General features: G+C 69.1%; 9 protein-coding genes. 4 read left to right on the top strand and 5 right to left on the bottom strand.

Annotated elements, in window-relative coordinates; genetic code table 11:
- Positions 1-67: 67 nt before the first annotated feature.
- From ABWI07_RS29585 to ABWI07_RS29570, 4 genes are all read right to left on the bottom strand, one after another.
- Positions 68-1,039 (bottom strand): Acg family FMN-binding oxidoreductase, encoded by a 972-nt coding sequence (locus ABWI07_RS29585; protein ID WP_149256892.1) that lies wholly within the window; start codon positions 1,037-1,039, stop codon positions 68-70.
- 113 nt (positions 1,040-1,152) lie between these two features.
- Positions 1,153-1,365 carry a hypothetical protein gene (locus ABWI07_RS29580; protein ID WP_353820509.1) on the bottom strand — a complete coding sequence of 71 codons (213 nt, stop codon included), beginning with the start codon at positions 1,363-1,365 and terminating at the stop codon, positions 1,153-1,155.
- Between the two features lie 160 nt (positions 1,366-1,525).
- On the bottom strand, positions 1,526-1,813 hold the full coding sequence (locus ABWI07_RS29575) for a hypothetical protein (RefSeq protein ID WP_200841619.1): 288 nt from the start codon (positions 1,811-1,813) through the stop codon (positions 1,526-1,528).
- Positions 1,741-2,343, bottom strand: a complete 603-nt coding sequence (locus ABWI07_RS29570; protein ID WP_353820508.1) for a dihydrofolate reductase family protein — start codon at positions 2,341-2,343, stop codon at positions 1,741-1,743. The genes ABWI07_RS29575 and ABWI07_RS29570 overlap by 73 nt, the downstream gene beginning before the upstream one ends.
- Before the next feature lie 107 nt (positions 2,344-2,450).
- Here ABWI07_RS29570 and ABWI07_RS29565 point away from each other — a divergent pair, with 107 nt between their 5' ends.
- Positions 2,451-5,339, top strand: a complete 2,889-nt coding sequence (locus tag ABWI07_RS29565; protein WP_353820507.1) for an ATP-binding protein — start codon at positions 2,451-2,453, stop codon at positions 5,337-5,339.
- Between the two features lie 289 nt (positions 5,340-5,628).
- Here the strand turns inward: ABWI07_RS29565 and ABWI07_RS29560 are convergent, their stop codons facing one another.
- Complete coding sequence (locus tag ABWI07_RS29560) at positions 5,629-6,657, bottom strand: hypothetical protein (RefSeq protein WP_353820506.1); 1,029 nt, start codon at positions 6,655-6,657, stop codon at positions 5,629-5,631.
- A 167-nt stretch (positions 6,658-6,824) separates the two neighbouring features.
- Between ABWI07_RS29560 and ABWI07_RS29555 the strand changes: the two genes are divergently transcribed.
- The 3 genes from ABWI07_RS29555 to ABWI07_RS29545 all read left to right on the top strand — a co-directional run bounded on the left by ABWI07_RS29555 (position 6,825) and on the right by ABWI07_RS29545 (position 20,421).
- Positions 6,825-7,346 carry a tyrosine-type recombinase/integrase gene (locus ABWI07_RS29555; RefSeq protein WP_353820505.1) on the top strand — a complete coding sequence of 174 codons (522 nt, stop codon included), beginning with the start codon at positions 6,825-6,827 and terminating at the stop codon, positions 7,344-7,346.
- 694 nt (positions 7,347-8,040) lie between these two features.
- A complete protein-coding gene (locus tag ABWI07_RS29550; protein WP_353820504.1) occupies positions 8,041-10,470 on the top strand; it encodes a DUF8189 domain-containing protein in 2,430 nt (809 codons plus the stop codon).
- Positions 10,471-10,569: 99 nt separating this feature from the next.
- Positions 10,570-20,421: a polymorphic toxin-type HINT domain-containing protein gene (locus ABWI07_RS29545; RefSeq protein WP_353820503.1), complete on the top strand. Its 9,852-nt coding sequence runs from the start codon at positions 10,570-10,572 to the stop codon at positions 20,419-20,421.
- Positions 20,422-20,428 lie beyond the last annotated feature (7 nt).

Genomic DNA, 20,428 nt, shown 5'->3' with positions numbered 1-20,428 from the left:
GACGGTCATGGTCCGCCTTTCTGGATCGTGAGTTTCGGGTCGTGCGGGTCTTCGGGTGCCGTGGCGGTCAGATGCGGGTCAGGACTTCGGGGAACGGCCGGCGCGGCGTGCCGGGGACCGGCGGCCCGTATCCGAACCGGATGATCGCCTGGATGTGGCCATGCGATGCCGGGGCCGTGGCGGTGGACGCCCCAACGCGCATGTCCAGGGGCTGGGACAGCAACGAGGCCGACACCCCGTGCCGCTCGGCGGTCAGCAGAACCCGCTGCAACGCCTGCCCGGCCCGCAGCCAGTCCGCCGGGCCATCGCCCTTCGTGAGCAGGACGCCGAGCTGCGGCCGGGCGGTGAAGTGCTCGGCCTTCCGCCCGGGCACCGGCCCGGCCAGGCCGAAGTCCCGCATGGGGACACCGCGCCCGCTCGGGCGCGGCCCGAAGGCGTACCGGGGGACGCCGTCCCCGCAGGCGCGGTCCGGCGTCCACCGGGCCAGCTCGGCGACATACTCGTCAGCGGAGGCCAGCCGCTCGTCCGCGGCGGCGACGAGGCTGAGCAGGTATGCCGTGGTCTGCGGGCCCGGCAGGGCCAGCGCCGCTCCCTCGGTCCGCACGGCGGACATCAGTTCCCGGCGGACCGGCTGCGGCACCAGGCGCTTGCTGAACGGGTGCCGGTTGGTGCGCCGATGCGGAATCGCCGCGTACAGTTCCGCCTGCTCCAGCGAGGGCATGGGCGCGTCCACGGCCCGGACGGACGCCAGCAGCGTCGCCCGGCCTAGAGCCTCCGGGAAGAACTCGATCTGCGGCCGGTGGCCGGTCATGCGGATCGCCAGCCGCAGATTCAGCAGGGCGGCCCCGCAACTGATGTGCAGGGCCTGGCCGCGCGGGTCGATCACGGTCAACCTGCGGTCGAGGTCGGCGTGCAGTTCCATGGCCGCCGCGCCGTTGAGCCGGAAGCGCCACGGTTGGGTGTTGTGCACCGACGGAGCCGCGATCGCCGCCGTCACCAGGCGCCGGACCCCCGCGTGCGTCGCAAAGGGGTGAGGCATGGGCCCTCCTCCACATGCTGCCGCTGTCAGCGCCACACTTACGGTCATTCGACAGGGCGTCCCAGGGACGAAGGTCCCACCGTGCGGGGACCAAAGCCCGCACGCCGAGGTCATCACCGCCGCGGGCCCGCGGAGCCTCTGGCGGACAGCAGCGCGGCACCGAGTCCGGTGAACAGGACGCCCAGACCACCGGCCAGCAGGGTGACCTGCCACGCCTGATAGGCCGACATCAACGACGCCCGCAGCATCTCGCCGGTGAAGGCGGCCCGCTGGAGGTCGGCCGGCTTCTCGTCGTCGCTGCCATCCGCCCTCACCGCCTCCGGCACGGCGCCGATCTGCGCACAGGTGCGGCCCGCGGTCGTTCCGACGAGATTCTTCTCGCAGGGCCGCCCTCTGGAGCAGAGGCCCTGACGCGCCGGTGAGCCCACCCGGCGGCACCTGACCCGTCCTACGCGAGGTGCGGGCCGGGTGCCGCCGGGTCCGTCGTCAGCGGGGGTTGGCGGAGCGCCAGGCGACGTAGTCGGCGACCGCCCTGGCGACGTCGAACCCCGGCGTGGAACCGGTGTCGCCTGTGAGCCGGGCGATGGCGAGGTAGGGGTCCTCGCGGGGGCCGTTCCGCCGTCCGGGCCGCAGGTCGAGCCGCGGACCGGGCGGGAACGCCTCCAGGGCGCCCGCGAACTCGCCGCTGCGTTCGAGGCGGTTCAGCGCTCGGCCCGGTCGTAGCGGAGGCAGATCGCGCCGCTCTCGGTGACCTGGCTGGAGGCCAGCGTCCACGACGCGGACAGGCCGTCGGGGAACAGCCGCGCGCCGCCGCCGACGAGTTCGGGGCACAGCGTGATGCTCAGCCGATCCACCTCCCCTGCCTGAAGGAGGCTGCGGATGACGCTGGAGCTGGCCAGGACGATGATGTCGCCGCCCTCCTGCTCGCGCAGTTGCTTGACCGCCGTGACGGGGTCGGTGCCGGCGATCCGCGCGTTGTCCCAGGCGGCCTCCGTGAGCGTGGTGGAGAAGACGACCTTCTCGACCTGGTTGAGCCAGCGGGAGAACTCCCGGTCCCGCGGGTCGGCGCTCTCGTCGTCGGCGACGGCGGGCCAGAACCCGGCGAAGCCCTCGAAGTTCTTGCGGCCGAGCAGGGCGGTGGTGGCCGTGCCGGTGACCGCCACCATGTGGTCGCGGGACGCGGACGACATGGCGTGGGGGACGATCCAGCTCATGTCGTACTCGCCGCCGGGGCCGTTCACGCGGCCGTCCAGGGACAGCGTGATGTTGGCGGTGACGGTGCGGCGGGCGTTCTGTCCGGTCATCGAACGGTTCCTTTCGGTCGTGGGCGATACCCCTTCACAGTGGCGGCATCGATGGCAGGCTGTCGTCGTCAGAGTTGGTGACATCCGGTCCGGGCTTGGAGGGGGCGATGACCGGTTCTGTCGTCAGCCCCGTGCTGGTCGGACGGGACGACGAGATCGCCGTGCTGCGGGCGGCCTACGAGCGGTCCCGGGCGGGCCGCCCCTCGACGTTCCTGGTCGGCGGGGAAGCGGGCATCGGCAAGTCGCGGCTGGTCGCCACGGCGATGGGGGAGTTGCCCGGTGATCCGCTGGTGTTGTCCGGCGGATGCCTGGAACTCGGCTCGGAGGGCGCCCCGTACGTACCGTTCGTCGCCGTACTGCGCGATCTGGTGCGCCGCCTCGGCCGCGACCGGGTGGCGGCGCTGCTTCCGCCGGGCGGGACCGCGCTCGGCGACCTGCTGCCCGACCTGGGCCCGGCGCCCGCGCGGTACGGACCGGCCAGGCTGCTGGAGGAGATGCTGACGCTGCTGGCCCGGGCGGCGGAGGCACGGCCCGTCGTCGTGCTGGTCGAGGACCTCCACTGGGCGGACGCGTCGAGCCGGGAGCTCTTCGCCTACCTGGCCCGCAACCTGACGGGCGCCGCGGTGCTGCTGCTCGGCACCGTCCGAACCGGCGAACTGGCCGCCCGGCACCCGAACTCGCGGATGCTGGCCGAGCTGGGCCGCGGCGGCGCGGTGTCGCGCATCGACCTCGGCCCGCTGGAGCGCCGGCACGTCACCGCGCTCCTGGCGGCCGTGGACGGGCGGCCGCCCGACCCGGCGCGCAGCGTCCGGGTCTACCGGCGCAGCGGCGGGAACCCGCTGTTCGTCGAGGCGCTGAGCGCCGCGGGCGAGACGCCGCCGGGCGACCTGCGTACGCTCCTGCTCACCCGGGTCACCGACCTGCCGGACCTGGCCCGCGAGGCGCTGGAGGCCCTGGCGGTGGCGGGGGCCGAACTGGACGACGAACTCGTCCGCGCGGTCGCCGGCGGTCCCGCCCGCGAGCTCGGGGACGCCCTCGGCGACCTGACCGCGCGGGAGTTGGTGGTGGCGCGGGAGAACGGGTACGCGATCCGCCACGACCTCCTCCGCGAGGCGGTGTACGACGCGTTACCGCCGCCCCGGCGGCGGCGCATGCACGCCCGTTACGCCGCCGCTCTCGCCGACCGCGCCGCGTCCGCCGATCCTGCCGCGAGCGCCACCGCCCTGGCCCAGCACTGGACGGCGGCGGGCGAGTTCGAGAGGGCGCTGCCCGCCGCATGGCGCGCGGCCGGCCGCGCCGGCGGCCAGAACGCCTACGACGAGCAGCTCCACCAGCTGGAACTCGTCCTGGACCACTGGCCGAAGGTGCCAGAGCCGGTCGAGACCATCGGCGTCGACCGGACGGTCGTGCTGGAAAGCGCGGCCACGGCGGCGTTCAACGCGGGCAGGTCGGCCGCCGGCGTGGCGTACGGCACCGCGGCGCTGGACGAGGTGGACCCGGCGGTGGAACCGGAGCGGGCGGCCCGGCTGCTCGGCCTGCGCGGCCGGTTGCAGAGCCGCATCGACGGCGGGGGACGCGACGACCTTCGCCGGGCGGTCGCGCTGGCGCCGCCCGAGGCGTCGCAGGACTTGCGCGCACGGCTGCTGTCGGCCCTGGCGTTCGTGGAGTTCATGGCGCTCGACCTCGACGACTGCCAGGGGCACGCCGCGCAGGCCCTGGACATCGCCGACCGCATCGGCGACGACGCCCTGCGCGCGCCCGCCCTGCTGGTGCTGGGCGCGCTCCACGGCACGCGCGGCGACCTGGACTCCGCGGCCGACGCCTTCGCCGAGGCCCGCCGCGCCGCCGATGCGGCCGGTGACGCGCACACATTCCTGACCACGTTCCAGTGGGAGTCGACCTTCCTGAGCGACAGCGGGCGGTACGAAGAGGCCGTCGAACTCGCCCGCACCGGAGAGTCGGCCGCCGAACGGCTCGGCCAGGCCCGGTCCCGCGGCAGCATGCTCGCCCACGCCCGCTGTGTCCCCTTGCTGTTCCTGGGGCGCTGGGATGAAGCCCTGCGCGTCGTCGACGAGGCCCTCGCCCTGGCGCCGCCCCCGCTCTACGCGGCGTTCCTGCGCCTGATCGCCGCCGACATCGCGCTGCGGCGCGGTCAGACCGAGTCGGCCGGGACGCTCCTGCGCCAGATCACCGAGTTCGCCGTGCACACCGTCGGCGCGGCGGAGGCGAAGTCCTGGCTGACCCTGCTGCGCATCGCCCGCGCGCTCGACGAGGACGACCCCGACGCGGCGGACCACATCGTGGGCGAGCACCTGGCGACGGCGCCCGACGCCTGGCCGCCGCAGGAGACGGCACGGCTCGCGGTGCTCGGCGCACGCGCGCAGCGGGCCCGGCGCGCGGCCGCGCCGCGGAACCGGCGGGTCCAGGCCGAGACCGCGGACCGGCTCGCGGACCTCGCCCGCATGCTCGGCTCGGTGCGCACCACCACACCGGTGATCGATGCCGTCCGCCTCACCTTCCGCGCGCTGACGGGGAGCGGCGAACTGCCCGCCTGGGACGAGGCGGCCGCGGCCTGGCGCGACCTCGGCAACCGCCACGAGACCGCCGTGGTGCTGGCGGAGGCCGCGGCCGTCGCCCTCGCGTCGAACAACCGGCCGGGCGCCCGGTCCCGATTGCGCGAGGCACGCGCCCTCGCCGCCGACCTGGGCGCCGCGCCGCTGCGGTCGCGCATCGACGACCTCGCGGCCCGCGGCCGCCTCACCGCCGCCGAGAGCGGCACGTCCGACCGCGCCTTCGGCCTGACCCCTCGCGAGCTCGACGTCCTGCGCCTCGTAGCGGGCGGACGGACGAACCAGCAGATCGCCACGGAGCTCTTCATCTCCGCCAACACCGTCGCCACCCACGTGACCAGGATCCTCACCAAGCTCGGCGCCGCGTCCCGCACCCAGGCAGCCGCCAAGGCCCGCGAGTCCGGCCTCCTGGAAGGCCCGCCCTGATGAGGAGCGTTAAGCGAAGGACGCGTTCGCCGTTCCGCGCGGGAATCCGCGTCGGCCAGGCGATATCGCCTCCCCGGGCCGACCGACGTCCGGGCGCCGCCTGCCGAGGACGTCCACCGCAATCATGAACCCGCCCACCCCATGCGCTCACGGCGCGCAGCCTGCCCTCAACCCGACCTTCGAGTGCGCACGACGCACCGGCTAGTTGTACTGCCCTGAGAGGTTGGCGACGCGGGCGGTTGGGGCGCCCAGCGCGGTGTGTCCTCGGTGATGGCCCCACTCAGGGGCGCTAGGAGCCGTTGAGGGCCGCCGGGTCGTCCTCTCCTTGCCTTCCGACTCCCCAGATGCCGCCGGGCACGGCGGCCAGGTCGTACACCGCGGTCCCGGCCGGGATCGTCACGGGCTCCCATTGGCCGCCGCTGTAGCGGTACGGGGGCTTCTCCGGCGGCGCGGACGCCTCCGGCGCGACCCAGGGGTTCCCGGACGCGTCCACGGTCAGGTCGCCGAGGTCGGGGTACCCCGCCGGGGGCGCGATGTAGCTCCATGCGGTGCCGTTCCAGTGCGCCAAACGCTTGGCCGTGATCCCCCAGACGTCGTTCGCGGTGACCGGGACGACCTTGCGGAACCAGTCGTTGACCTCGGGCAGCGGGACGTTCTTCCAGACCGCGCCGTCGAAGTGCGCGGCGGCGGGCACCTGCTGCAGGCCGTCCTTGTAGCCGACCGCCCATGCGTCGGACGCGGTGAGCGCCTGGAGGTCGGCGACGTAGTCGATCCCGGGCACGTCGACGGCGGTCCAGGTGTCGCCGGTGCGCTTGAACAGCCCGTTCCCGCCCAGCTCCCAGGCGCTGGCGAAGGTGCCCGCCGGGCCGGTGGCGAGCATGGTGATGTACTTGGCCGGAGCCGCGACCTTTTGGAACGCCGAGCCGTCGAAGCGTGCCACGTAGGTGCTCGAACCCCCGCCGGCGCCGAGTCCGCCGGCGATCCAGGTCTCGCCCGCGCCCGAGGCGATTCGCGCGATCTCGCCCTGGTCCGTCCAGCCGTTGAGCGGATACTCCTGCCACGACGAGCCCGCCCAGCGCCGCACGACCGGGTTCCCGTCGTTGTACACGGGGCACAGATCACCCCAGCGCAGGCAGTACTTGCCCTGCACGCCGCCGACCCAGACCCCGCCCGCGCCGTCGGCGGTGACGTCGTAGAGCCGCGCCGTCGGCCACAGGAAGGGCAGGGAGACCGTACGCAACTCGGGGGCGGCCGCGAGGGCGGGTGCGGGAAGAGACGCGATGGCGACGGCGATGGCGGTCGCAACGGCACGTTTCATGCGAGCACTATCCAACGAACGCCAAAAAAACACCAGTGTCTATTGGTGCTGATGGCCAATTCGGATGTGGACAATGCAGCCCCGCCCTCGCTGATCTGCGGGCCGACGACGTCGATGAGTAGCTCGACGGGCTCTCCATCACGCTCTCACCCCGGAGCCAGAGGCTGGTGCACGCAATCTTCAAGTGCGCGCTCCGACAGGAGCAGACGCGCGACATGGTCATGCCGAACGTGGCCGATCTGGTCAAAACACCCAAGGGTACGACCGGCCGAGCCGGGTCCTCACCCTCGAACAAGCCCAGGCCGGTGCTGGAAGCGCCTCAGCCACCGCGACTGCACGCCTACGTCGACATCACACGCGCCAGGCCTCCGAACGACTCAAAGCGGGGGGCGTGGCACGACAGCGGGCTGGTGTTCTGCTTGACGACCGGAAAGCCGCTGGACGCCGCGAGCGTGCGGCGGGAGCCTCCGGCGAATCACCAAGAAGGCGGGGATCGGGAGACCTGGTCGCCGCGCGAACTGCGTCACTCGTTCATATCGATCACGAGTGACGGCGGAGTGCCCATCGAGGCGATCGCCGACCTGTGCGGGCATTCCCCTCCAGCGGTCACCGGGAAGGTCTACCGGCACCAGCTCAAGCCGTCGATCATCCGGGCCGATGCGGTGTTCGGTCCGGGCAAGTCGGCGTAGGCCGGATGGTGGTGGCTCCCCTTTTGGCTCCCCATCGACCTTCAAGATCGAAAAAGGGTTCCGGAATGATCTCCGAAGCCCTTCTGACCTGGTCCTTCTCTGTCGGGACAGCGGGATTTGAACCCACGGCCCTTGACCCCCAGGCACAGAAGACCAGTCGATCAAGGTCGATGGAAGTCGATCGGGGGTCCTCTCACCTGCGAAAACGGTCGGGGGAGTCGTGGCGGGTCCAGAGGAGTCCGACCACGGTGGCTCCCGATCGGCTCCCTGCGGCCCCATGCTCGGAGGGGCAGTAGGGGCTCCGATGCGAGCCAAGGAAGCGCTTGACGGTGATAGGGGTGGGTCATTCGTCATTGCACTTGGCCAACACTTCGATCCCTTTATTCTGTAGGTCCGTAAATATACTTTGTGATAGCCGAAACCCCCCTGTCGTAATGCCCGACGTTCGTCGGCGACTCCAGGTTGACACTTTTCTTGTGATCAAATTTATGCAGATAGTGATGGCCGTTGAGTTGCGCGGCTCGGTGACGGTGTGGGAGTGGTCCTGCTGCCAGCGCGATCACGCCGGCGCTCGCCGATCCGCCTGTCGATTAGAGCGAGCTGGGGCATGCCCGCAGGCCGGGCTCTGGCCACCTCCGGCCTGTGATCTTGTCAGAGTGCACTGCCTGGACGATCTTGTTGGCGAAGCATCTACGTGACGGCGCGGATCCTGTTTCGCGGTCACCTGACGAAAGGCCAGGGCTTGCAGGGCATCGGCGTTCGCGTCCGTTTCGCTGTCTTAATTGCTGCCGTACTGAGTATGGTCACCCTGATTTCCTCGATCGATCTGACGCCGGCTTCGGCGGCGAAGAGGAATCTCCCGCTGGAGAGCCAAACCGTTCCCGATGCACCCGTTGGGGCTGGTCAGTGGTACAAGGTGCGTGGCCAACTGGTGAACGGAAGTGACATCGCCGCAGGTGCAACCTTGACCGTGAAGGTCGCGGGGGTGGCGGGACTCCCGTCTTCCGGAGTCGCTGCCGTGGCGATCAATATAGCGGCGAAGGGTACGAGCGGTGACGGTACCGGGCAACTGATCGCCTACCCGTCGGGTGTAACGATCCAAGACAACACCGCAATCCGGTTCCGAAAGTCGATCTATAATCAGAATCTGCTGTTCCTGAAAGTCGGAGCCGACGGCAGCATCAAGCTGAAGAACGACTCGTCCAATGTGGTACGGGTCTATGCCGACGCGCACGGGTATACGACGGCATTGCCAGGGTCTACGCCTGGGTACACTCTCGTACCGCTCAAGCCGGCGCGTATCGGTCAGGTAAGCGTGCCTGCCAATGGCTACGCCCTGGTTTCTCCGCTCGGAAAGGCCGGTGTCCCATCGGGAGGAGTTTCGGATGTGCTCTTCACGATGTCAGGCAAAAGCAGCGCCACGGGAAAACTCACCGTCTACGAATCCGGCGGAACCCTGCCGGGTGACACCAATCTGGACTACGGTCTGAGCCTGCTGGTTCAGAACCAGGTGATCGGTCACCTGGGCGCTGACGGCAAGTTCAAGATCCAGAACACGGGCACCAGTGCAATCACGGTCTCTCTGGACGCCGCGGGCTACCTCGCCAAACCCTCGGCGGCGGTCACAGGATCGGCGACATTGCCCATCACGCCCTATCGGCTCGTCAACGATGTGACGGTCCCTGCGGGAGGCACACATACTGTGGCACCCCTCGGAGTCGGCGGCGTCCCGGCGTCCGGAGTTTCGGGTGTCTACCTGAACATCACCAATGTTTACAATCAGGGGAGTGGCGTAATCCGGGTCTACCCGTCCGGCACTGCTGCGTCGGAGACCCACACAGTGACCTTCCAGGAGGCGATGGCGTACAGCGGCGCCCTGCCGGCCAAGGTCGGCGCCGATGGCAAGGTCACGGTTCTCAATGCGAGCTCCTCAGCGGTGCGTCTGTGGGTCGATCAGTTCGCATACTTCAAATTGCCTGCTACGGGGTGTACCGGTGCCGCAGCGCCGGCTACGTCGGCGGTGAAGGCGGCGGCGGACCCGGAGCCGTACAACCCGACGACGGTGGTGCAAGCATCGCCTTCTGCCGTGGGGTCGCTGGGCCCGCTGGAACTCGCCTACTCCGACGGCATCGGTCGGCTGATGCACGGACAGGCCGATCCGAGTGCGCTGAGTTCGATCCAGTGGACGCCGATCCATGGGCAGGAGGGCTACTACGGGCAGCCGGCCCTAGGAGAGCAGGCTGACGGGCGGCTCAACATCCTGGCGCACAACCTCAGCGGTGACGTCTGGTCGCGGACGCAGGTGACCAAGGAGCCTGCGGCCTGGGGCGACTGGATCGATGTGCACAAGCCGATGGGTTCCACTGTCACGGTCGCGCGGCAGGATGACACGCTTGTCGCTTTCGCGGTCGACGGCTCCGGTTCCTTGTGGGCTCTGCCGCAGTACGGCCCGAACGACCCTTACCAGGACTGGATCGACCTGGGGGTGTCCGGTGTTTCGACCGCAACCGCGCCGATCGCGGTCCCGGTGGCGGACGGTCTGCGACTGTTCTACCTCGACGCGTCCGGTGCATGGCGGACTGCCCTTTACGCCCGCGGCACCGTCTCGGGATGTGCGTCATTGAGCGACCCGGGGTTCTCGGGGAACGCGTCCGTGGTCACCTATCCGGGCAGCCGGCTGCGGATCTTCGTCCGGGGCGCCGACGGTCACATCCTGACCAAGATGCAAGACGGCTCTGGAAACTTCCCGCAGAACTGGGAGCAGGTCGGTGACCTGGTCGCGGCGGGTTCACCGTCTGCAGTGCTGAGCCCGGGAAGCGGCAAGACCGAAGTGGTCGTGCGCGGTACCGACGACCGCATCCACAGCACCGGTGAGACGATCCAGGGCTCCGGCCAATGGCGCGCATGGGTCGAGGCGCAGCCGGACTACGACACCTCGGTCCCGGCGACGGATCCGACGGCATTCGCCTACTCCGCGACGAACGGGCCCACATGGTCGTTCGTGTTCCGCACCGCCAACCAGGAATCGCGGTTCTACAAGCCGGACGGCGAGACCACCGCCCTGGCCAAGACGTCTCCGACCTTCCAAGGTCGCGCGCTGCCCAAACCTCCGGCGGCCCGCTGATTCACCGCGGGGCCGTCCACCAAGGACGGCCCCGCACCCCGACGATTCTCGATCGCGACCACGGGCGCGTCCTGGACGCGCCGTGCCCGGGAGTGGAACATGGTGCGGCCGAACCGGCTGATCAGAGGTGGACGCGGGCGGCGGGGCGGGCGGCATTCGGCGCTGTTCCGGGCCGTCGCGGTGGTCCTCGTCCTGATGCTCGTCGCGACCTTGGACAGCAGTGGGATCAGCGCGCTGTCGGCATGGCGCGACCTTCCGGATCCGCACGGTCCCAAGCAGGCATGGGGCTCGGCGAAGGGGCGCGGCGGAGACATCTCCGTGGCCGGGCGCAACCGGACGCAGCCCAGGTCTCTGCGGTCTCGCTACCCGCTGAACACCTTGAAGAAGCCGACCAGGCCGCCGCGGAACAGTGCGAGCGTGGTGGCGCCGCCGGCACCCGACCCCGAGAAGGTGTCGGGCTATGACGCGAAGACGAGCCGGGAGCTCCCCGAGCGCCGCGACGCGCACGCCCGCACCTACGTCAACACCGACGGCACCGAGTCCACCGAGGTCTCGCCGCGGCCGATCAACTACCGGCGTCCGGACGGCTCGTGGGCGCCGATCGACACGCGGGTCCTCCCGGTCGGTGCGGCGTCCAAGTCCGGCGGCGCACCTCCAGCACAAGGCTGGCGAAACGCCGCCGACTCGATCGATGTCAGGCTCGCGCCCGCGGCCGATGCCGCCGCGGTGGTGCGATTGGGACTGGGCGGGGGACAGGAGATCGGTTACTCGCTGCAGGGTGCCGCCGCCGTGGCGGGCCGTGCGGGAGAGCGCGGAGTCACCTACCCGGGGGTCCGACCGGATACCGACCTGAAGCTCGACATCGGCGCCGGCTCGGTGAAGGAGACACTGGTACTCCGGTCAAGCAAAGCGCCCGGCACCTTCGTCTTCCCTCTGTCGCTCAAGGGACTGTCGGCGCGCGTCGAAAACGGCCAGGTCCTGTTCACCGATGCGACCGGACGGACGAAAGCCGTGGTTCCCGCCGGCTCCATGACCGATTCGGCGGCAAAGCCGGCAACGTCAAGCAAGGTGTCCTACAGCCTGGTCACAACGGGCGGGGTTCCCGCTCTGAAAGTGACCGCCGACCCGCAATGGCTGTCCGATCCCGCACGGGTCTTCCCCGTCGACCTCGACCCCAGTGTCGAGATCAGCGACGGAACCACGAGCCTGACCGTCGACAGCGACGGCCAGACCGGCGGCGGCCAGGTACTGACGATCGGTGCGCATTCGGCGGCCTATCTCGGCTTTCCCGGACTGAGCGACAAGCTGAAATACCACAAGATCTTCGGCGCGACGCTGTGGATGCTCAACTACGACTCGGCGACCTGCCGGTCCCGTCCCGTCAGCGTCCGGCCGGTCACCGAGGCCTGGGCGGGCCAGTCCGGACTGAAGTATCCGGGCCCCTCGGTAGGCGCTGCGCTGGCACGCGAGTCTTTCTCCTACGGCCACATCGAGTTGGGCGCAACCAAGTCCAAATGCCCGTTCAAACCCGTGACCTTCAATCTGGGCAAGGGCGGCCGCGACCTGATCCAGCGGTGGGTGAACGGCACGCAGCCGAACTACGGACTGTCGGTCCGCGACGAATCGTCCGACGACCTCGGTGCCAAGAGGTTCACAGGCCATGACACCGTGAACCCGCCCCGCCTGATCGTGACCCACAGCCCCTACAACGCGTCCTACGCGATCACGGATCCGGTGCCGAACCCGCCGGTCACCCAGGCGCAGAGCGGCAAGGTCAAGGTCACGGTCACCAACACAGGATCCGAGACGTGGACGCCCAGCACCTATTACCTCGGCTACCGGGTGTACGACGACAAGGGCAAACTCGTCACGCAGCAGCGTTCTGCGAGTCTGCCCGCCAACGTCGCGCGGGGCGGCAAGGCGACCCTGGACGCCGTCATCAAACCGTTGCCACCCGGCACCTACTCCATCGACTTCACGATGGTCCACACGGGCGGTCCGGTCTTCACCGACGAGCAGGTCCCGCCGATCCGGTTGCGCATCAGGATCATCGACATCGCGCCCGTGCTGCAGGAGCTGTACCCGCCGAACGGATACCAGGCCCCGACCCTGAACCCGCAACTGTGGGCGACGGCGGTCGACCTGGACGCGCCGCCCGGATCGTCGCTGAGCTACAAGTACGAGATCTGCGAAAAGGCGGCCGACGACAACCCGATCAACTGCTTCGATTCCGGCTACGTCCCCACCTACGCCTGGACGGTCCCGGACGGGAAGCTCTCCTGGAACAAGACGTACCTGTGGCGGGTGTTCGTCAAGGACGCCGGCAACGAGGTGCCATCACCACGGGTGATGCTGCAGACCGTCGTTCCGCAGCCTGAGATCACCGCGCAGATGGCGCAGGGACAGGAGCACGAGTTCGAACCATCCTCCGGCAACTACTCCACCTCGGTGACCGACGCCAGCGTCACCACGGTCGGTCCGGAGCTCAGCGTCGAACGCACCTACAACAGCCTCGACCCGCGCCGCGCCTCGCCGTTCGGAGCGGGCTGGACGACCCGGTTCGACATGCGGCTGACCGAGGACGGGGACGGCTCGGGCAACGTCGTCATCGACTACCCGGACGGCCAGCAGGTCCGCTTCGGCAAGAACCCGGACGGGACGTACGCCCCGCCGCTGGGACGCCAGGCCACCCTCACCGTCGAGCCGGGCAAGTGGAAGTTGACCGACAAGGCCGGCACCGTCTTCGAATTCGTCAACGGCCGCCTGACCTCCATCACCGACGCGGCCAAGCGCGCCGTCACGCTCACCTACGATCCGAACACGGGCAAACTGGCGCGTGCCACCGCCACCGGCAACCGGACGCTCACCTTCACCTGGTCGGGTGCCCATGTCGCGTCCGTCAGCACCGCCCCCGTCGACGGCAGGGCGTTGACGTGGAACTACACCTACACCGGGGATCTGCTCACCAAGGTCTGCGGGCCCGCGTCGCGCTGCACGACCTATGACTACACGCCCGGCTCGCACTACCGCACCACCGTGCTGGACGATCGCCCCGACTCCTACTGGCGGCTCGGCGAGAAGGAGGGGGTCGGCGCGTCCAGCCAGGTGGCGGTCAACCTCGGCAAGGACGGCGGAACCTACAAGAACGTCACCCTCCAGGACGCCGGAGCCCTCGCCGGCACCGACAACACCGCCGCCGCGTTCAACGGGTCGTCATCCCAACTGGACCTGCCGGCGGGGACGGTCAAGAAGAGCAGGGACCTGGCCGTCGAGGTCTGGTTCAAGAACAAGTCGACCGGGTCAGGCGGCCCGCTGATCGGCTACCAGGACAAACCCCTGGCAGAGACCTCCACCGTCGGCGTCCCGGCCCTCTACACCGGCACCGACGGGAAGCTGCACGGCCAGTTCTGGAGCGGCGGGACGATCTCGCCGATGTCCTCCACCAAGATCGTCAACGACGGCAAGTGGCACCACGCGGTGCTTTCGGCGATGGGCTCCACCCAGACGCTCTACGTTGACGGGCAGCAGGTCGCCACCCTCACCGGCCAGACACCGAACCACCTGGCCCTCACCCAGAACCAGATCGGCGCCGCGTTCGCGTCCACGCCCGCGTCCTGGCCCGGATGGGGCAGCACCCAGCGCCGCTTCTACAACGGCACCATCGACGAAGCCGCGATCTACCACCACCCCCTGGGCCCGGCGCAGGTCGCCGCGCACTACGCGAACGGCCTCACCGCCGCCGACCAGCTCTCCAAGGTCATGCTGCCCAGCGGCAAGACCGCGGCCGAGATCGACTACGACACCGATCAGGACCGGGTCGGGGAGTACACCGACGGCAACGGCGGCACCTGGAAGATCAAGACCCCGACCGTCTACGGCGGCGCCACCGACCTGCGCCGCGCGGTCGAGGTCCGCGACCCCGCCGACCGCCCCTACCTGTACGAGACCGACGCGCTGACCGGAGAGATGATCCGCGTCGGCATCCCGATGGGCCTGGACGTCCGGGACGAGGACAAGCCGCAACCCGCCACGCCCACGGCGACCCCGTCCCCGACCCCCACCTACGTGTGCACCACGCCCGACCCCGGCGACCCCGCCTTCTGCACCGACCTGCCCGGCAACACCGGCGGCGTCCCCGACTGGATGGGCACCACGCTCGCCGGAATGGGCATCCGGACGTTCGAGTACGACGACCAGGGCCACCCGACGACCATCACCAACGAGAACGGCGACTCGGTCAAGCTCACGTACGACGCCCGCGGCAACATTCTCACCCGCACCACCTGCCGGACCAAGGACGTCTGCTACACCGCCCGCTACACATTCCCCACGGTCACCAACCCGTCCGACCCCCGCAACGACCTGCCGATCGAGTACCGAGACGGCCGCTCCACCAGCGCCACCGACAACCGGTACAAGACCAGCTACACCTACACCACCACGGGCGATCTCCAGGTACAGACCAATCCGCAGGGCGGCGGACAGGTCAAATACACCTTCACCACCGGAATCGAATCCGCGGTCGGCGGCGGGACCATGCCGAGCGCCCTCGTCCTGACCGAGACCGACCCGCGCGGAGCCGTCACCCGCTACGCCTACACCAGCGCGGGAGACCTGGCCCAAGTGACGGACCCGTCGGGACTCGTCACCAAGTACACCTACGACGCCATCGGACGCCTGAAGTCGGACACCGAGATCTCCGACAGCGTCCCGGCCGGTGCCGCCACCTACTACGGCTACGACGACTGGTCCAACCTGACCAGCGTCACCGAACCCGCCACCACCAACGCCGTCACCGGCGCGGCGCAACAGCAGCGCACCGACTACACCTACGACGCCGACGGCAACCTGACCAGGACCCAGGTCTCCAACGCCGCGGGCAGCGACGAACCACGCGTCACCACCTACGACTACGACGACCACAACCTCATCGAACGCGTCACCGACGCCCACGACCACGAAACCGGCTACGACCACGACCGGTTCGGCAACCTCACCGCCCTCGTGGACGCCGCCGGCAACCGCTTCGAGTACGCCTACACCGCCCGCAACATGCTCGCCGAAGTCCGGCTCCGCGACTTCGACGGCGACCCCGAAGGCGCCCCGGACCTGGGCGACCACCTCGTCGTCGAGGCCCGCGCCTACGACTACGCCGGACGCCTGGCCGCCACCACCGACGCCATGGGCCGCCGCACCGAGTACACCTACTACGGCGACGACCTGCCCAAGTCGACCATCCTGAAGAACTTCCGCGACCCGGACGGCACCAAGCGCGACTTCGTCCTGTCGAGCTACGAGTACGACGGGGCCGGGAACGCCACCAAACTCGTCACCGGCAACGGGAAGAACACCGTCCAGAACGTCTACGACAACGTCGGACGTGTGGAGAGCTCCACGCTCGACCCCGGCGGAACCGCCCGCCGCATCGCCTACCAGTACGACGCCGGCGGCAACATCACACAGGAGACCAGTAGCGGCGCCCCGTCCAACGTGCCGTGGTCGACCCCGGTCAGCAACGAGACGACCACCTATGCCTACGACACCCCGGGCCGCGTCAAGAGCCAGACCGTCAGCGACGGCAGCACCGCGCACATCACGTCCTTCACCTACGACCAGCGGGACCTGCTCACTTCGGTGACCGACCCCCGCGGCAACGCGGACGGCGCAGACAAGCCCGCCTTCACCACCACGTACCGCTACGACGAGATCGGACGGCAGACCGCCGTCACGTCCCCGCCCGTCGCAGCCGAGTCCGGCGGCAACGCCCCGTCCACCACCAGGCCCGAGACCACGACGGGCTTCGACGCCTTCGACGAACCCACCGAGTCCAAGGACCCGCTCGGCAACATCACCCGCACCGAGTACGACCGCCTCGGGCAACCGGTCAAGGAGATCGCGCCGCCCTACACCCCGCCGGGGTCAACGGTCCCGCTGACACCCACCACCACGACGTACTACGACCCCCTCGGCCAAGTCGAAAAGGTCGTGGACCCCCGCCAGAACGAAACCCGCTACACCTACGACCGCCTAGGACGCGTCCACACGCTCGACGAGCCAGGCGAGACCAACGACGACCGGTCGAAAACGCAATACACCTACACCCGCACCGGCGAAATCCTCTCCACCACCGACCCCAGCGGCGCCCGCACCGAAGCCACCTACGACGACCTTGGCCGCGCCTCCACCGCCACCGAACTCGAACGGAACCCCACACCGGCCGCCTACACCACCCACTACACCTACGACGACTCGGGAAACCTCCTCACCACAACCTCCCCGACCGGCGCCAAGAGCACCGCCGCCTACGACAGCGCGAACCAGCTCACCAAGGCGACAGACGCGGCGGGCACATCCACCCAGTTCGGCTACGACGGCCTCGGACGGCAGATCCGCACGAGCGACGGCCTCGGCCGCACCGAAAGGCTCGGATACGACACTTTCGGGCGCCTCGCCAGGAGCAGCGACCTCAAGCCCGACGGCACAGAGGCCCGCCACACCTCCTACGAGTACGACCTCGCCGGCAACCTCACCGGCCTCACCGACCCGCTGAACCACACCAGAACGCTCGACTACGACGCCCTCAACCGACTGGTCAAGCAGACCGAACCGGTCACCGACACCAAGTCGATCACCACGACCTTCGGCTACGACGCAGCCGGAAACCGCACCCGCTTCACCGACGGCCGCGGCAACGCCACCGTCTACACCGTCAACTCGCTCGGCCTTCCCGAGTCCATCATCGAGCCGTCCACCAGCGCGCACCCGGACCCGGCTCAGCGCACCTGGACCAGCGCCTACGACGCCGCCGGCAACCCGGTCAAGACCACCGCCCCCGGCGGGGTCGTCCGCGAACGCGCCTTCGACGCCGCCGGACGCCTCCGCACCGAGTCCGGCTCCGGAACCACCGCGCCGACCATCGGGCGGACCCTCGACTACGACCCGGCCGGAAGACTCACCAAGGTCAACGCAGCCTCCGGCACCGACACCTACGGCTACGACGACCGCGGCCTGCTCACCTCCGCCGAAGGCCCCTCAGGAACAGCGTCCTGGACCTACAACGGCGATGGCCAGCCGACGGTCCGTTCCGACGCCGCCGGTACCGCGAACTTCGGCTATCTGAACGGGCGCCTGAAGACCGTCCAAGACGGCCTCACCGGCACCGTCCAGACCCTCGGCTACAACGCCGCCGGACAACCCGACCAGATCGACTACGGCGCGGGACGCATCCGAGCCGCCGACTACGACGATCTCGGAAGAATCACCGGCGACACCCTCAAGAACGACCAAGGCTCCATCGTCGCCTCGGTCTCCTACACCTACGACGACAACGACCAGACCACCAGCAAGACCACCGCCGGCACCGCCGGAGCCGCCGAGCAGACCTACGGCTACGACCAAGCAGGACGCCTCACCTCCTGGAGCCACGGCGGCGACACGACCCACTACGAATGGGACGACTCCGGCAACCGCACCAAGGCCGGCGACGTCGCGGCGACCTTCGACCAACGCAACCGCCGCCTCACCAACGGCTCGACCACCTACACCTATACGCCTCGAGGGACCCTCGCCACTGAATCCACCTCAGGCGGGCCGACGACCACGTACGACTTCGACGCCTTCGACCGCCTCACCACCTCTGGCGGCACCACCTACACCTACGACGGCCTCGACCGCCCCGCCACACGCAACGACACCCCCTTCACCTACGCGGGTCTGGGAACCGACCCCGTCGCCGACGGCGGCCAACGCTACGCTCGCGGCCCGTCCGACGAACCCATAGCGACGACACAGGGCTTGAGCACCCGCATCACCCTGTCCGACAAGCACGACGACGTCTTCGGCACGTTCGACCCGAGCAAGCCGCTCACCACCCTCACCGACTCGGTCGCCTACGACCCCTTCGGCAACACCACCGCGACCACCGGCACAAGACCGGGCATCGGCTACCAGGGCGACTGGACCGACCCCGACACCGGCCAGGTCAACATGGGCGCCCGCTGGTACGACCCGTCCAGCGGCTCCTTCACCACCCGCGACAACTGGACCCTCGACCCGACCCTGAGCTCGGCGAACGCCAACCGCTACACCTACGCAAACGGCAACCCGCTCGACTCCACCGACCCCACCGGCCACTGCCCCGCGGGCTCGCGTCCTTGGGGAGGCTTCGGTGACTGCATCAGCCCCTTCCCGGGCGGTGGCGGCGGAGGCGGTGGCCGCGGCGGAGGCGGTGGCTCCACCTATTGCGGCGGTGGAGGCGGCGGGGGCGGCGGCTACCAACTGGCCTCCTTCCGGATCACCTCGTCAGGCTGCAGCCAGAACGACCGTGACTACTTTCCCCGACCTGGCGGAGGCCGTCCCGGTGGTGGCGGCGGAGGCGGAGGCGGAGGCCGTGGCGGCAGCTACTCCCCACCGTCACAAGGACCGTCCAGGGCCGAACGAGAACGAGCACGCCGTCGAGCTCAGAAGGCACGGACGGACAAGGCCAAGCGCCGCGAACGCCGCAAGGCCGAGCGCGACCCCTTCCCGATCTCCCAGAAATTGCGCAACCCCGGCTACGCCGACCCCGGCGACCGCATCTCAAAGTCGCCCAGGCAGGCACCGAAAAGGACCAGGGGCAGCCACAACGTCGTCCGCGACACCACTAACTCTCAGAAAGACATGAGAAACAAGGCCGTAGGCGAGGCCGGGAACGTGGTGGGGGAACAGGGCCCCGCCGCGCAGGCTCCGCCCGGCACCGCCCCGGCCGGAACCCCTGGCAAGGGCGACGGATCGGACGGCAAGGGCGACGGTCCCCTGAAATGGGGCACCGGCGGCATGGGCAAGTTCGACCTGACCGAGACGCTCCGGAAGATCGACAGCTTCCTGCTAGGCCTGACCCTGGGAGTGATGGAGGCTACCCCCCTCGGCCCCATCCTGATGATTCCAGGCGTGAAGGAGGCCATCGCCGGAGCGGGAGGATTCGATGCGAACTCCGGCTCCTTCAAGGCGGGCGGCTATGTCTGGGACGCGGTCAGCCTCATCGCCGGCGGCGCGGGCGGGGTAAAGCTCGGCGAGAAAGGCGCCGCCAAGGGCGGCAACTGGCTGTTCAAATGTCTTGGAAAGAACAGCTTTGTCAGTGGCACTGGCGTCCTGATGGCCGACGGTGGCTACAAACCGATCGAAGATATCAGGATCGGTGACAAGGTTAAGGCGACTGATCCCGAAACAGGGAAGACGCGGGTCAAGCGCGTCACGGCCCTCATTGCAGGTCACGGCGCCAAGGATCTGGTGAAAATCACCATAGATTCCGACGGGCGTCGCGGCAGCAAGACCGGCACGGTAACCGCCACCAGTGGTCATCCCTTCTGGGTGAAGGACCACCGCGGATGGGTCCGAGCCGCGGACCTCACACCCGGGATGTGGCTCCGCACCAGCGCTGGCACTTATGTACAGGTAGTTCGCGTTAGGGCGTGGACCAAGAGCACAGTGGTCCACAACCTTACCATCGATGACCTTCACACCTATTTTGTAAGGGCTGGCAAGACGCCGCTCCTGGTCCATAACTGTGAAGATCTGGCTTTGGGATTCAAGGAGCATCTGCCGAGTTTTGCGCGACGTGTCGGCGCTACGTTCTTTGGACCAGCGAAAAACGGGCAGCCCGCCGATTACTGGCGGATTCCCGTCGAAAGGTGGATAGGTGGCGGAAGAGGGACTATTCACGTCAACCTGACCGGCACCACCGACGATTTTGCCACTCTTGTGAGAAAGGGGCTCATGGGGGAGGCGCATGGTGCGGGTGCCACAGAAGAGGAGTTGGGTTGGATTGCGAGGGCGGTGAAGCATGGTCAACGTGACTGGAGTACAATCAAGTTCTATCGGCATGGGAACGATCTCCCCGTTCCCATGCCCGACTGGTCGACCATCACCAGCGACAGGTATGCGCTTCGCAGACTGGCCGAACCGCTCAGCTAGTGATGAC

It is taken from the genome of Actinomadura sp. NPDC000600 (assembly GCF_040492135.1).
GTDB lineage: Bacteria > Actinomycetota > Actinomycetes > Streptosporangiales > Streptosporangiaceae > Spirillospora.
Note: the sequence above shows the minus strand (reverse complement) of the source record. Positions and strands in the feature narration are given on the sequence as shown.